We start from the raw sequence: 14,336 nt of genomic DNA on the forward strand, positions 1-14,336 counted from the left end.
GGACCGCGCGCCAGTATGATGCGACAGACGGCCCCTGCGGGCAGAAAAAGGACAATGCGGGCGGCGCCGGCGCGCCTTAGCGCCGGGGCTTGCCCTGGTAGACGATGGCCATGGCATCCGGCCCGGTGTTGCTGGCCACCGCGGCGCCCAGCTTGAACACCGCGTCCGGGGCGCGGCCGAACTCCTTGCGGCAGAGCTTTTCCAGCTCCTTCACGTTGGGGATGTCGGTGCAGCCCAGCATGTAGTGGATGTCCCCGTCGGGATAGTCCATCCGCCGGCGGGCCAGCTTGATCATGGCGGCGGGTACGGCGGCGTCGCCCCGCACCTTGTCCTCCACCTTGGTCACCCCGTCGATCAGGCTGATGATGGGCCGCAGACCCAGCAGCTCGCCGGCAAAGGCCGCCGCCGCGCTGATGCGCCCGCTCTTTTTCATCTGCTTCAGGCTGAAGGCGGAGAGCACGATCTCCTGCCGGGCAAAGGCGGCCTCCAGTTCGGCGCACACATAGCCCACCTCAGCCCCGTTGCGCAGCCGCCGGGCCGCCTGCACCACCGGCGCGCCGTACACATAGGAATAGGTGTGGCTGTCGATCAGGTGGATGTTCAGATCGTGGTCGGGCCGCTCCTCCCGCAGCATGTCCCGCGCCAGCACCGCCGCGTCGTGGGTGGCGCTGCCGGTGGAATTGATGGTCACATGCACCACGTCGGTGTAGCCCTCGTCCACATACCGGCAGTACTGCTCGCAGAACTGCATCGCGGTGACGTGGGCGGTGCTGGGCACCCCCTGGGCGGCGCGGAGCATCTGATAAAATTCGTCAAAGCTGAAATCCCGGCGCTCCACATAGCTTGCCCCGTCCAGGGTGATGACGAAGGGCAGGATGTCAATGTCGTACTGCTTTTCCAGTTCGGGGGGGATGTCGCAGGCGGAATCGGTCAAAACGGCGATCTTTCGCATAAGGTCTCTCTCACTCCCATTGATAGTCACGCAGCTGGCCCCGGCTCTCCAGATCCGCAAAATCCCACTGGCGCAGCACCTCGTACACGCCCACCGCCACCGAATTGGACAGGTTCAGGCAGCGCACGCCCCGGCGCATGGGAAGCCGCACGCAGAAGGGCTGGTTGCGGTGCAACAGCTCCTCCGGCAGGCCGGCGTCCTCCCGGCCGAAGACCAGATAGGCGCCGTCGGGATAGGCCACGTCGGTGTGGCGGCGGGGGCCCTTGCTGGTGAAATAGTAAAAGGGGCCGCTGTTGCGGGCAAAAAAGTCCTCCAGCCCCTCGTAATATGTTATATCAAGCAGGTGCCAGTAGTCAAGCCCGGCGCGCTTGAGGTGCCGGTCGTCCACCTCAAAGCCCAGGGGCTTCACCAGGTGCAGCCGCGCCCCCGTCACCGCGCAGGTGCGGGCGATGTTGCCGGTGTTCTCCGGGATCTGGGGCTCCACCAGCACGATGTTCACCACCGGCATCGCCTCAGCCCTCCCGCAGGGCCAGCCGGCCCAGCAGCGGCTCGAACCACACGCCCAGGGCCGTGGCGGCCTCGGGGTCGGTGGCGGCAATGGCCTCCGCCACAAAGCCGGCGGCGGCGTCGGTGGCGGCGGAGAGGGCGTTGCCCCGCAGCAGCGCCCCGGTGAGCACCGCGGCGAACAGGTCGCCGGTGCCGGGGTAGCTGCGATCCAGCCGCAGCCGGCGCACCACAAAGCTGGAACGCCCCGCGCCGGCGCAGGCCAGGTTGCGCCCGGAGGGGATGCCGGTCACCACCGCCTGCGGGCACAGGGTGGTCAGCCGGCCGGCCAGCTCCAGGGCGGCGGCGTCCTCCAGATCGCCCTCGGGGGTGGGCTGGCCCAGCAGCAGGCAGGCCTCGGTGAGGTTGGGCAGGACCAGGTCCGCCGAGCGGCACAGCGCCTGCATGCCGGGCAGCTTGTCCTCCATGCCGGCGTAAAAGCGGCCGTGATCGGCCATCACCGGGTCCACCACCTTCAGCGCGTTCGGCCACAGGTAAAAGGCCTTGGCAGCCAGGTGCTGATCCTCCTCGCTGGCTAAGTATCCGGTGTAGATGCAGTCAAAGGCCACGCCCAGCGAGCGGTAATGCTCCAGTGCCGCGTCGCCGTAGCCCTGGCACAGCTGCACCGCCGGCTGGCCCAGCCCGCCGGTGTGGGTGGAAAAGATGGCGGTGGGCAGCAGCACGGGCTGGTGGCCCATGGCGGCCAGGACCGGCGCGATCACCGACAGGCTGCACCGGCCCAGCCCGGACAGATCATGGATGCACAAAACGGTTTTGGGTGCTTGGAATCGCAAAAGGGTCACTCCTCCCGGCGCGGGCCGGGCCCGTACCAATCGTGTAGAATCATTGCACTCTATTGTAGCACAAACCGGAGGGCAAAAAAAGACGTATGGAGGAACATTTTGCGGGAAATACTAAGACAGGACCCGGCAACGACCGGGCTACGCAGACAAAGAGGAGGGGCACTGAAATGAACAAACGCACCACCCGCACCACCATGATGGTAGCCGGCGGGCTGGCCGCCGCCACCGCCATGACGGCCGCCGGCATGGCCGCCGCCAAGAACAACCGCAAGGTGAAGAAGATGGCCAAAAAGGTGGGCCACGGGGCCCAGCAGGCTGTGCTGGACCTGGACAAGGCCATCGGCCGCTATTACCGCTGAGGGGGCGTTCGCCCCCCCGGGGCCGCGCGGGCAGCGCGGCCTGTTTTTTTTGCCCCGCCGCACTTGCATTTTGCGCCGCCAGGTGGTATAACGGCAATGAGGAAGACCGCCGGGGCACACGGCCCCGGCGCAAGTGCAAGGAGGTCTCTTGTAAGATGAAACAGAGTTTGGCTTTGGCCCTCGCCGCGGCGATGGCCCTCTCGCTCGCGGGCTGCGGCGGCAATGCGCCCGCTTCCCAGCCGGCCAGCGTGTCCCAGTCCGCTTCCCAGCCGGCGAGCGCGCCCCAGTCCGCTTCCCAGCCGGCCAGCGCTTCCCAGCCGGCGAGCGTGTCCCAGCCGGCCGGCGAGACGGCGCAGGGCAACTATTTTGAACAGAACGGCATCCCCGTGCTGGACGCGCCGTCGGATTGCGAGGTGCGCGCGGTGGCCTACGATATGGAGGACAGCACCATCCAGCGCACGGTGCCGGCCAAGGTCAGCGCCAAAGTGGTGGTGGGCGATGCGGAGAAAGAGGGCTACAAAAAGGTCGCGCTGTATGTGACGGTGACCTGCTCCGACTTTGCCTTCAACGAGGAGGGCGGGCTGGACGAGAACGTGGCCTACAACAGCGGCATTTACGACCTGTACACCGGCCGGGCGCTGCCCAGCCGCAGCACCACCGGTGACGCGGCGTACGATTATTCCGCCACCGTGGAGGTGGACGGCACTTCCTACGACATCTCCTACAGCAAGAACGTTCAGTGGATGGTGCTGCCGTTGGACGGTGGGGAAGTGTACCGACGGTGCAACCAGAACTGGGTGTTTGAGGTGCCCGAGGCCTACGACGGCCTGGTCTACTGCGCCGCCGACAAGCTGAGCTACGACCCTTCCACCTACAGCGAGGAGATCGACGAGAACGAGTATTACGCGATGGATCTTTTGAACGACGAGAGCTGCGCGGCGGACACCACGGTGTTCTTCCGCTTTGGCGACAAGACCCAATGAGCTTTTGGCTGAACGCCCGGGCCGCGCGCAACGCGCGGCCCTTTTTTTATTTGGGAAAAAACTTTACAAAATGTCTGGTGACAGGCCCCGCGCCGGGAGAGTATAATAGAACCAGCGACATAAAACGACGAAAAGGAGCGTGAGGAGGATGGAAGCGACGACCACCCTCATTCTGGAAGGGGGCGCCATGCGGGGGCTGTTCACCTCGGGCGTGCTGGATGTGTTCATGGAGAACGACCTGTATTTTCCCCAGGTGGCAGGGGTCTCGGCCGGGGCGCTCAACGGGGTGAACTATGTGGCGCACCAGCCCGGGCGCAGCCGGGCGGTGAATTTGGACTACGCCAACGACCCCCGGTATATGGGCGCGGGGCATCTGTTGAAGGAGTTCAGCTATTTCAACTTCGACTTTCTGCTGGGTGAGGTGAGCGAGACCCTCAATCCCCTGGATTTCGACACCCTCTATTCCTCGCCTCAGAAGCTGTGGGCGGTGGCCACCGACTGCCGCACCGGCGGCCCGGTGTATTTTGAGAAAAACGAGCAGGGCATCGACTTCATGGACGCGGTGCGGGCCTCCGCCAGCCTGCCCCTGATGGGCCACATGGTGAAGGTGGGGCGGCACGTCTGCCTGGACGGCGGGGTGGCGAACCCGGTGCCCCTGCCGGAGGACCTGCCCTTTGCCACGGGCAAAACGGTGCTGGTGCTCACGAGGCAGGCGGGCTTTCGCAAGGGGGCGCAGCCCTATGTGGTGCGCCGGCTCTACCGCCGGCGGTACGGCGCCCACCCGGAACTGCTGGAGGCGTGCCTGACCGGCCCGGAGCGGTACAATCACCGCATGGATGAGATCGACCGGATGGAGGCGGCGGGGGAACTGTTCGTCATCCGCCCCGAGGAACCGGTGACGGTGAGCCGGGCCGAGCGCAACGTGGAAAAGCTGGACGCCCTCTACCGCCGGGGCCGGGTGGCCGCCGAGAAGGCGCTGCCGGCGCTGCGGCAGTTTCTGGAGCAGGAATGAAAGAAGCGACCCCCGGGGCCATAGCCCCGGGGGTCGCCTGTTTGCGGCGGAGAAGAAAAGACCGTTTTACAGCATCCGCACCCGGATCACCGAGGGGATGGCGGCCAGCTGGTCCGCCAGGGCGGGGTCGACGCCGCCGGTGACGTCCAGCAGGGTGTAGGCCATTTCTTTTTTGCTCTTGTTCACCATGTTCTCAATGTTCAGCTTGCTCTGGGTGATGGCGGCGGTGATGGCGCTGATGAGGCCCGGCTCATTCATGTGGATCACGCACACCCGCTTGCCGGCGGCCCGGGGCTGCACCACCTCGGGCAGGTTCACGCTGTTTTTGATGTTGCCGTTCAGCAGGTAGTCCGCCAGCTGGCTGGCGGCCATCACGGCGCAGTTCTCCTCACTCTCGGGGGTGGAGGCCCCCAGGTGGGGGATGCAGGTGATGCCCGGCACCCCCAGCAGTTCGGCGGAGGGGAAGTCGGTGACGTAGGCGGCCAGCTGGCCCTCGGCCAGCGCCGCCAGCAGGTCGGCGTTGTTCACAAGTTCGCCGCGGGCAAAGTTCAAAAGGCGCATCCCCGGTTTGCAGGCCCGGAACAGCGCCGCGTTGAAGGAACCCTTGGTCTGGGGGTTCACCGGCAGATGCAGGGTGAGGTAGTCGCACTGGGCCGCCAGTTCCGCCAGGGTCACGCTGTGGCGCACCCCGCGGCTGAGGTTCCAGGCCGCCTGTACCGAGATGTAGGGGTCGTAGCCGTAGACCTCCATCCCCAGATGCACCGCCGCGTTGGCCACCTTCACGCCGATGGCGCCCAGGCCCACCACGCCCAGCTTTTTGCCCGCCAGTTCCGGGCCCACAAACTGGCTCTTGCCCTTTTCCACCAGCGCCGGCACCGCGTCCCCCTCGCCGGCAAGGCCCTGCACCCACTCCATCGCGGGCAGCAGGTTGCGGCTGGCAAGCACCAGGCCGCCGATGGTCAGTTCCGCCACGCCGCCGGCGTTGGCGCCGGGGGTGTTGAACACCACCACCCCCGCCGCGCTGCACTTGTCCACCGGGATGTTGTTCACCCCCGCGCCCGCCCGGCCGATGGCCAGCAGGCTGTCGGGCAGGGGCATGTCGTGCATTTTGGCGCTGCGCACCAGAATGCCCTGGGGCGCGTCGGCGTCGTTGTCCACCCGGAACTGGGCGGGCCCCAGCTTGGCCAGGCCCGCGGGTGCGATGTTGTTCAGTGTTTTGATGGTATACATAAGGCCCTTTCTCCTTTTATCAGCCGTACTGCTTTACAAAATCTTCCATGAACTGCACCAGTTTGGCCACGCCCTCGGCGGGCATGGCGTTGTAGATGGAGGCGCGCATGCCGCCCACCAGCCGGTGGCCCTTCAGGTTCACAAAGCCCGCCTCGGCGGCCTTGGCGCAGAAGAGTTTGTCGGTGTCGGGGTCGGGGCTGGTGAAGGTGACGTTCATGATGCTGCGGTCGGGTTTGTTCACCGGGTTTTTGAAGAACTCCTGGCTGTCCAGATAGTCGTACAGCACCTTGGCCTTGGCGTTGTTGCGCTTTTCCATCTCCGCAAGGCCCCCGATCTCCTCCTCGATGTACTTGAGGGTGAGGCCGGTCATGTAGATGCACCAGCAGGGGGGCGTGTTGTACATGCTGTCCGCTTCGATCAGGGTGGTGTAGTTCAGCATGCTGGGCACGTTCTGCGCCGCGTGGCCCAACAGGTCCTCCCGCACGATGGCGATGGCCATGCCCGCCGGGGCCACGTTCTTCTGCACCCCGAAGTAGATCAGGCCGTACTTCGACACGTCGGTGGGGCGGCTCAGGATGCAGCTGCTCATGTCCGACACCAGGGGCACGCCCTCCACCTGGGGCACCTTGGTGAACCGGGTGCCGAAGATGGTGTTGTTCTCGCAGATATGTACATAGCTGGCCCCGGGGGTGTACTGGATGGCGTCCACGTCGGGGATGGCGGTGTAGTTGATGTCCTTGGTGTTGGCCACGATGTTCACCTTGCCGAACTTGGCCGCCTCCTTGGCCGCCCGGTTCGAGAAGTTGCCGGTGACCAGATAGTCCGCCTGGCCGGTGGTCATCAGGTTCAGGGGCACCATGTCGAACTGGGTGGAGGCGCCGCCCTGGATGAAGCCCACCTTGTAATTGTCCGGGATGGACAGCACCCGCCGCAGCCGGGCCTCGGTGTCCTTGATAATGGCGTCGAAGGTACTGCTGCGATGACTCATCTCCATCACGGACTGCCCGCTGGAGCCGTATTCCATCAGCTCTGACTGGGCGGTCTTGAGCACCTGCTCAAACAGCATGGACGGGCCTGCGCTGAAATTGTACACTCTTGCCATTTTCTTTCCCTCCAATGAAAAGTTCCTGTTCACCCGTACAAGGGTTGCAGTAACTTTAGTATAGTACAAAACGAAAGACCACACCAGCGCAAAGATTCACAAAAAACCGGCCGCTTTTCCGTGGTGGGCGCACAGAAAACACAAATGTCCTTGAATGAAGGACAAACTGCCGCCGCGGGCAAGAAAAAACGCCCAAAACGGAGCGATCCGTTTTGGGCGCGAAAAGCGGTGGTTCAGGGGCGTTCGTCGTCGGCCTTGCTGCACCGGGAGGCGCAGTGGGCGCAATCGCCCCCGCAGCCGCCGGAAAAGCCGCCGTTTTTGAAGATGAACACCAGCGCCCCGACGAGGGCCGCCGCCACCGCGGCGAGGATGAGGATGTCTCCAAGACCCATACGAAAAAATCTCCTTTGCAAAAGAAGGTCAGCCCAGGCCCAGGGCCAGGCCGATGCAGCGCACCGCGAAGGCGGTGACCCAGGCGATGGCGCACTGGGTGATCACCACGCCCGCCGCGGCTTTGGCGCTGCCCATCTCCCGGCGCACGGCGGCGATGGCCGCCACGCAGGGGGTGTAGAGCAGGGTGAAGGTGAGGAACACGAAGGCGGTGAAGGGGGTGAACATGCCCGCCAGCGCCGCCGGCAGGGTGGTGAGGCTGGAGCCGGTGAGCACCGCCAGGGTGCTGACCACCGCCTCCTTGGCGGAAAAGCCGGTGATGAGCGCGGTGGACACCCGCCAGTCGCCGAAACCCAGGGGGGCGAACAGGGGGGCCAGCAGGCCGCCCAGGGCCGCCAGCAGGCTGTTGGCGGAATCGGTGACCACGTTGAGCCGGCTGTCAAAGGTCTGCAGGAACCAGATCAGCAGGCTGGCCACAAAGATGACGGTGAAGGCCCGCACCAGGAAGTCCTTGGCCTTCTCCCACATCAGGCGCAAAACGCTCTTGGCGCTGGGCAGCCGGTAGTTGGGCAGCTCCATCACGAAGGGCACCGGCTCGCCCTTGAAGGCCACCGCCTTGAGGATGAGGCCGTAGATGACGCCGATCACCATGCCCATCACATACAGGCCGATCATCACCAGCGCCTGGTAGCGGGTGAAGAAGGCGGCGGTGAACATGGCGTAGATGGGCAGCTTGGCCGAGCAGCTCATGAAGGGGGTGAGCAGGATGGTCATCTTGCGGTCCCGCTCGCTGGAGAGGGTGCGGGTGGCCATGATGGCGGGCACGCTGCAGCCGAAGCCGATGAGCATGGGCACGAAACTGCGCCCCGAAAGGCCGATCTTGCGCAACAGCTTATCCATCACGAAGGCCACCCGGGCCATGTAGCCCGAATCCTCCAGGATGGAGAGGAAGAAGAACAGGGTCACGATGATGGGCAGGAAGGTGAGCACGCTGCCCACGCCGGCGAACACGCCGTCGATCACCAGGCTGTGCACCACCGGGTTGATGCCGTAGGCGGTCAGTCCCGCGTCCACCAGGGCGGTGAGCCTGTCCAGCCCAAGGCTCAGAAGGTCGCTCAGGCCCTGGCCGATCAGCCCGAAGGTGAGCCAGAACACCAGCCCCATGATGGCCAGGAAGATGGGGATGGCCAGCACCCGGTGGGTGAGGACGCTGTCGATCTTCACGCTGCGGGCGTGCTCGCGGCTCTCGCCCCGGCGCACCACCGCCTCGGCGCACACCTGGCCGATGAAGTCGTAGCGCATGTCCGCCAGGGCGGCCTCCCGGTCGGTGTGCATGTCGCTCTCCATCTCGGCGATGGCGTGCTCCATCAGTTCCTTCTCGTTGTCCGACAGGGCCATCCGCTCCAGCATCGGCTCGTCCCCCTCCACCAGCTTGGTGGCGGCGAACCGCACCGGCACCCCGGCGCGCTGGGCGTGATCCTCGATCAGGTGGCAGATGGCGTGGATGCACCGGTGCACCGCGCCGCTGCAGAAGTCCAGCCGCTGGGGCTTCTCCCGGTTCAGCGCCACCTGCATGGCGTGCTCGATCAACTCGTCGATGCCCTCGTTCTTGGCCGCCGAGATGGGGATCACCGGGATGCCCAGCGCCTGCTCCAGATGGTTCACATGCACCGTGTTGCCGTTGGCCCGCATCTCGTCCATCATGTTCAGCGCCAGCACCATGGGGATGCCCAGTTCGATGAGCTGCAAGGTCAGGTAGAGGTTGCGCTCGATGTTGGTGGCGTCCACGATGTTGATGATGCCGTCCGGCTTGTTGTTCACCAGAAAGTCCCGGGTCACGATCTCCTCGCTGGTGTAGGGCGACAGGGAGTAGATGCCCGGCAGGTCCACCACCGTGGCCTGGGGATGCTTGCGGATCTGGCCGTCCTTGCGGTCCACCGTCACGCCGGGGAAGTTGCCCACATGCTGATTGGAGCCGGTGAGCTGGTTGAACAGGGTGGTCTTGCCGCAGTTCTGGTTGCCCGCCAGCGCGAACACCAGCGGGGTGTCCGCCGCCAGGGCCGCCCGCTTTTTCTCGCCGTGGCCCGGGTGGGGGATGGGCGGGATCTCCGTCTTCCGCGCCGGGGCGGCCGCCGCGGGCGCGCCCACCTCGCCGATCTGGATGTTCCTGGCGTCCTCCAGCCGCAGGGTCAGCTCATAGCCCCGCAGCTCCAGTTCGATGGGATCGCCCATGGGGGCCGTTTTGCGCAGGGTCACCCGGGTGCCCGGGGTCAGGCCCATGTTCAGAAAATGACGGCGCAGCGCCCCCTCGCCGCCCACCGCCTCGATGGTGGCCGCTTTGCCCAGCGGCAGCTTGTCCAGCGTCATGCCAAACACCTCATCATTATAAATAAGTAAGAAAAGAATTAGTATCCTCTAACGCGCACAACTATAGCATTCGTTTCTATAAAAGTCAAGGCCACGGCGCCGCCACAGGACCAAAGATGATAAAATATTCATTGATATGAATATTTATTCAGAATAACACGGCGAAACAGCGCCCAAACACGGATATGTTATCCAATGCCGCCAGGCAAAAACAGGCGTTTGGGTCAATCGACACGAGATAGAATCCACTTAAAACAGCAATTTTGTGTAAATTGACAAAAAGCTTGTGGATTCATAAAAATGCATTGACAAAGTATAAATATGCTGTATACTTATCCCAAGGTTCCCACACAGGACGGGGGCCAAATACAATCACACCCCGGACCGGGGTGCACAGAGGAGTGTATTCAGACATGAAAAAACTGATTTCCGTGGCCCTGGCCGGCGTTCTGGCCCTGAGCCTGGCTGCCTGCGGCAGCGCCGCCCCTTCCAGCCAGCCCGCCAGCACCAGCGCCGCCGCTTCCGGAAGCACCGCGGCTTCCGCCAGCACTGGCGCTTCCGCCTCCACCGCGGGCAAGCAGTACATCTTCAGCGTGGACGACCTGACCGGCAAGACCATCGGCGTGCAGCTGGGCACCACCGGCGACATCTACGCCCAGGACATTGAGGGCGCCACCGTGGAGCAGTACAACAAGTTCAACGACGCGGTGCTGGCCCTGAAGCAGGGCAAGGTGGACGCGGTGATCATCGACAACGAGCCCGGCAATGTGTTCGTGGAACAGAACCCCGACATCATCATGCTGGACGAGGACTTCGCCGTGGAGGACTATGCCATCGCGCTGGCCAAGGGCAGTGAGCTGACCGCCAAGTTCAACGAGGCCATCGCCGCCATCAAGGAGAACGGCACCCTGCAGGCCATCCTGGACAAGTACATCAACGACGTGGAGGGCGCCACCGGTTATGTGACCCCCGAGGGCACCGAGTATCCCAACGGCACCCTGACCATGGCCACCAACGCCTACTTCCCCCCCTATGAGTACTACGAGGGCGACGCGATCGTGGGCATCGACGCCGAGTTCGCCAAGGCCATCTGCGACTACCTGGGCTACGAGCTGAAGATCGAGGACATGGAGTTCGACTCCATCATCCCCGCCATCTCCAGCGGCAAGGCTGACTTCGGCGCCGCGGGCATGACCGTCACCGAGGACCGTCTGCAGAACGTGGACTTCACCGACAGCTACTGCACCGGCATCCAGTCGGTCCTGGTGCTGAAATAAGCGCTGGTATTCCCGCGAATTATGGTGTATAATGAACGCACATGATGTGCGGCGGAACAGGGGCCGGCTTGCCAGGCCCCTGTTCTTATGCGGAGAGGAAGAAAGCCATGGGCCTGCTGCAATCTTTTTTTGAAAGCGATTTCTGGCAGAGACATATTTACAACAACTTCATCGCCGAGAACCGCTGGACCTACCTGACCAACGGCCTCAAAAACACCGTCATCATCACCCTGGCGGCGCTGGTCATCGGCATCCTGCTGGGCGCGGTGGTGGCGGTGGTGCGGGTCACCCATGACAAGGCGGGCCGGCCGGGCATCCTGCTGCGGCTGTTCAACGCCGTGTGCCAGTTCTATCTCACCGTCATCCGGGGCACCCCGGTGATGGTGCAGCTGCTGATCATGTACTTTGTGGTCTTCGCCACGGTGGATCCGGGCAAGCTGGCGGTGGCCATCATCGCCTTCGGCGTCAACTCCGGCGCCTATGTGGCCGAGATCTTCCGCAGTGGCATCATGAGCGTTGACCCCGGCCAGATGGAGGCCGGGCGCAGCCTGGGCCTTTCCTACAGCCAGGTGATGCTGCGCGTCATCATGCCCCAGGCCATCAAGAACATCCTGCCCACCCTGAACAACGAGTTCATCGCCCTGGTCAAGGAGACCGCCGTGGTGGGCTACATCGCCCTGGGCGACCTGACCCGCGGCGGCGACCAGATCCGCAGCCAGACCTTTGACGCCTTCCCGCCGCTGCTGGCGGTGGCGGCCATCTATCTGGCCATTGTGATGCTGCTGGAAAAAGGCGGCCGGATCGTGGAAAGGAGGCTGGCGCAGAGTGATCGAGGTTAAAGGCCTTTGCAAGAAGTTCGGCAAGGTGAAGGTGCTGGAAGGACTGGACATCACCATCAACAAAGGCGACAAGATGGTGCTGGTGGGGCCCTCCGGCTGCGGCAAGTCCACCTTCCTGCGCTGCCTCAACCAGCTGGAAGTGCCCGATGGGGGCGAGGTGTGGTTTGACGGCCAGCTGGTGAACAGCCCCAAGACCGACATCAATGCGGTGCGGCGGCGGATGGGCATGGTGTTCCAGCACTTCAACCTGTTCCCCCACCTGACGGTGAAGCAGAACATCACCCTGGCTCCGGTGATGCAGAAACTCAAGACCCAGCCCCAGGCGGACGAACAGGCCATGCAGCTGCTGGAGCGCATCGGCCTGGCCGAGAAGGCGGAGGCTTACCCCAGCACCCTCTCCGGCGGCCAGAAGCAGCGCATCGCCATCGTGCGGGCGCTGGCCATGGACCCGGAGGTGCTGCTCTTCGACGAGCCCACCAGCGCCCTGGACCCCGAGATGGTGGGCGAGGTGTTGCAGCTGATGAAGGAGCTGGCGGCCAGCGGCATGACCATGGTGGTGGTCACGCATGAGATGGGCTTTGCCCGGGAGGTGGCCAACCGGGTGGTGTTCATCAACGAGGGCCGGGTGCAGGAGGACGAACCTCCCCAGGAGTTCTTCACCAACCCCAAGAACCCCCGCCTGAAGGACTTTCTTTCCAAAGTTTTGTGAAAAAAAGACGCGACCTCGGCGCGGGGCGGCAGGAATGCCGCCCCGCGCCTTTGTGTTTTTGCCCGGCGGCGGGCGGCGATTTGCCCGAACGTCCCTTCAAAAAGGGGCTGAAAGTGCAAACACGGCGGCCGACCCACACAAGACAAGGGCGCGGCGGACGTGCTACAATGGAACTGACAAGACCCGCCCCGCGGGCGGGCAAACGGCTGAAAGGAAGGAAGGGCACATGAAGTTTTTGAACGTGGAGATCCCGGTGAAGAACCTGCCTGAACTGGACCAGGGCTTCGTTCCGCTGGGCCTCTTTTTCAAGCATCACCAGCTGGCCGCCACAAAGCCCCTGTGCATCGCGGTGGAGCGCAGCGGCGGGCAGATCGGCACTTGGGAGTGCAAGGTGTGCGGCACCCCGGAGATGGCCGAGGCCGACGCTTACTATGTGGACCGGATGGTCAAGTTCCTGCTCTGGAGCTGGGGCGGCTTCAAGGTGTACATCTGCGGCGACGACGCGCTGGCGGAACAGATCAAGGCGGCCTACACCGCCACCGGCTCCCGCGCCTTTGACAAGGGCTTCATGGAGAGCGTCTATGAGCGCCCCTTCCAGGTGGTCAGCCTGCCCTACGACCAGCGCCCCGCACCCTTCCACAGGAGCGAGAGCGTGGGCCGGCATACGAACGGCGCCCGCATCGGCTTTGACGCTGGCGGCTCCGACCGGAAGGTGAGCGCCGTCATCGACGGGGAAACCATCTACAGCGAAGAGGTGGTCTGGTACCCCAAGGTCAACCCCAATCCGGACTATCACTACCTGGGCATCCTGGCCGCCTGCGCCACCGCCGCCGCCAAGATCCTGGAGAAGGGCCGCAAGGTGGACGGCATCGGCGTCTCCTCCGCCGGCGTCTACATCGACAACAAATGCATGGTGGCCAGCCTGTTTTTGAAGGTGGGCAAGGAGGACTTCGAGAAGAAGGTCAAGAACATCTACACCCGGGTGGCCAGGGACCTCTCTCAGATGCTGGGCTATGACATCCCGGTGGTGGTGGCCAACGACGGCGATGTGTCCGCCCTGGCGGGCGCCATGGGCCTGGGGGAGAACGGCATCATGGGCATCGCCATGGGCACCAGCGAGGCGGTGGGCTATGTGGACGCCGAGGGCAACATCTGCGGCTGGCTGAACGAGCTGGCCTTCGCCCCGGTGGACGGCCAGCCCGACGCCATGGCGGACGAGTGGAGCGGCGACATCGGCTGCGGCGTGAAGTACTTCAGCCAGGACGCCGTGAACAAGCTGGCCCCCCGGGCGGGCATCTACCTGGAGGAGAGCGAGCCTCCCGCCAAGCGCCTCAAGGCGGTGCAGGAGATGATGGCGGAAAACGACGAGCGGGCCCAGGCCGTCTACCGCAGCATCGGCGTGTACCTGGGGCATACCCTGGGCCTGTACGCCCAGTTCTACGACATCCACCGGGTGCAGATGATGGGCCGGGTGATGAGCGGCAAGGGCGGCGACGTCATCCTGGCCGAGGCGGCCCGGGTGATGGACGAGGAGTACCCCGAGGCGGCCTTCCGGCCCGAGGCTCCCGACGAGATGACCCGCCGGGTGGGCCAGAGCGCCGCCGCCGCCAGCCTGCCGGAGGTCAAATAACGGCCTTTTGACAGCGCAGCAAAAACAGGAGCGCCCGGCGGGAAAGCCGGGCGCTCCTTTCCGTATGAAAGGCCACAACAGGGGAGCCCCGGGCCGCGCGGCCCGGGGCTCCCTCTGCGCAAATCAGAATACAAAAAGTA

General features: G+C 64.4%; 14 protein-coding genes. 7 read left to right on the forward strand and 7 right to left on the reverse strand.

Going from position 1 to position 14,336, the window contains the following annotated elements; all coding sequences use genetic code 11:
* Positions 1-76: 76 nt before the first annotated feature.
* The 3 genes from ACH2A7_RS06180 to ACH2A7_RS06190 are packed head-to-tail and all read right to left on the reverse strand — an operon-like array spanning position 77 to position 2,289.
* Entirely contained in the window at positions 77-952 is an 876-nt protein-coding gene (locus ACH2A7_RS06180; protein WP_394960806.1) for a DegV family protein, read from the reverse strand.
* Positions 953-962: 10 nt separating this feature from the next.
* On the reverse strand, positions 963-1,460 hold the full coding sequence (locus tag ACH2A7_RS06185) for a tRNA (cytidine(34)-2'-O)-methyltransferase (RefSeq protein ID WP_394960807.1): 498 nt from the start codon (positions 1,458-1,460) through the stop codon (positions 963-965).
* A gap of 4 nt (positions 1,461-1,464) precedes the next feature.
* Positions 1,465-2,289, reverse strand: coding sequence for a bifunctional hydroxymethylpyrimidine kinase/phosphomethylpyrimidine kinase (locus ACH2A7_RS06190; protein ID WP_394960808.1), 825 nt, complete (start codon positions 2,287-2,289; stop codon positions 1,465-1,467).
* Positions 2,290-2,465: 176 nt separating this feature from the next.
* Here ACH2A7_RS06190 and ACH2A7_RS06195 point away from each other — a divergent pair, with 176 nt between their 5' ends.
* From ACH2A7_RS06195 to ACH2A7_RS06205, 3 genes are all read left to right on the forward strand, one after another.
* Positions 2,466-2,657, forward strand: coding sequence for a hypothetical protein (locus tag ACH2A7_RS06195; protein WP_394960809.1), 192 nt, complete (start codon positions 2,466-2,468; stop codon positions 2,655-2,657).
* Between the two features lie 155 nt (positions 2,658-2,812).
* A complete protein-coding gene (locus ACH2A7_RS06200; RefSeq protein WP_394960810.1) occupies positions 2,813-3,640 on the forward strand; it encodes a hypothetical protein in 828 nt (275 codons plus the stop codon).
* Between the two features lie 148 nt (positions 3,641-3,788).
* Positions 3,789-4,652, forward strand: a complete 864-nt coding sequence (locus ACH2A7_RS06205) for a patatin family protein (RefSeq protein ID WP_394960811.1) — start codon at positions 3,789-3,791, stop codon at positions 4,650-4,652.
* 66 nt (positions 4,653-4,718) lie between these two features.
* Here ACH2A7_RS06205 and ACH2A7_RS06210 read toward each other — a convergent pair whose 3' ends face one another.
* The 4 genes from ACH2A7_RS06210 to feoB all read right to left on the reverse strand — a co-directional run bounded on the left by ACH2A7_RS06210 (position 4,719) and on the right by feoB (position 9,741).
* Positions 4,719-5,882 (reverse strand): phosphoglycerate dehydrogenase, encoded by a 1,164-nt coding sequence (locus tag ACH2A7_RS06210; protein WP_394960812.1) that lies wholly within the window; start codon positions 5,880-5,882, stop codon positions 4,719-4,721.
* 19 nt (positions 5,883-5,901) lie between these two features.
* Positions 5,902-6,984: a 3-phosphoserine/phosphohydroxythreonine transaminase gene (gene serC / locus ACH2A7_RS06215; protein WP_394960813.1), complete on the reverse strand. Its 1,083-nt coding sequence runs from the start codon at positions 6,982-6,984 to the stop codon at positions 5,902-5,904.
* A 233-nt stretch (positions 6,985-7,217) separates the two neighbouring features.
* The gene (locus tag ACH2A7_RS06220) at positions 7,218-7,376 is read right to left on the reverse strand and encodes a FeoB-associated Cys-rich membrane protein (protein ID WP_394960814.1); all 159 of its coding nucleotides are present in this window, start codon (positions 7,374-7,376) and stop codon (positions 7,218-7,220) included.
* Positions 7,377-7,404: 28 nt separating this feature from the next.
* Entirely contained in the window at positions 7,405-9,741 is a 2,337-nt protein-coding gene (gene feoB / locus ACH2A7_RS06225; protein WP_394960815.1) for a ferrous iron transport protein B, read from the reverse strand.
* Between the two features lie 413 nt (positions 9,742-10,154).
* Between feoB and ACH2A7_RS06230 the strand changes: the two genes are divergently transcribed.
* The 4 genes from ACH2A7_RS06230 to ACH2A7_RS06245 all read left to right on the forward strand — a co-directional run bounded on the left by ACH2A7_RS06230 (position 10,155) and on the right by ACH2A7_RS06245 (position 14,196).
* Positions 10,155-11,018, forward strand: coding sequence for a transporter substrate-binding domain-containing protein (locus ACH2A7_RS06230; protein ID WP_394960816.1), 864 nt, complete (start codon positions 10,155-10,157; stop codon positions 11,016-11,018).
* Between the two features lie 107 nt (positions 11,019-11,125).
* Positions 11,126-11,857: an amino acid ABC transporter permease gene (locus ACH2A7_RS06235; protein WP_394960817.1), complete on the forward strand. Its 732-nt coding sequence runs from the start codon at positions 11,126-11,128 to the stop codon at positions 11,855-11,857.
* Positions 11,844-12,566, forward strand: coding sequence for an amino acid ABC transporter ATP-binding protein (locus ACH2A7_RS06240; RefSeq protein WP_394960818.1), 723 nt, complete (start codon positions 11,844-11,846; stop codon positions 12,564-12,566). Before ACH2A7_RS06235 ends, ACH2A7_RS06240 begins: the two co-directional genes overlap by 14 nt.
* Positions 12,567-12,792: 226 nt before the next feature.
* Positions 12,793-14,196: an ROK family protein gene (locus ACH2A7_RS06245; RefSeq protein ID WP_394960819.1), complete on the forward strand. Its 1,404-nt coding sequence runs from the start codon at positions 12,793-12,795 to the stop codon at positions 14,194-14,196.
* Positions 14,197-14,336 lie beyond the last annotated feature (140 nt).

The organism is Candidatus Allofournierella merdavium (genome assembly GCF_944382735.1).
Classification (GTDB): domain Bacteria; phylum Bacillota; class Clostridia; order Oscillospirales; family Ruminococcaceae; genus Allofournierella_A; species Allofournierella_A merdavium.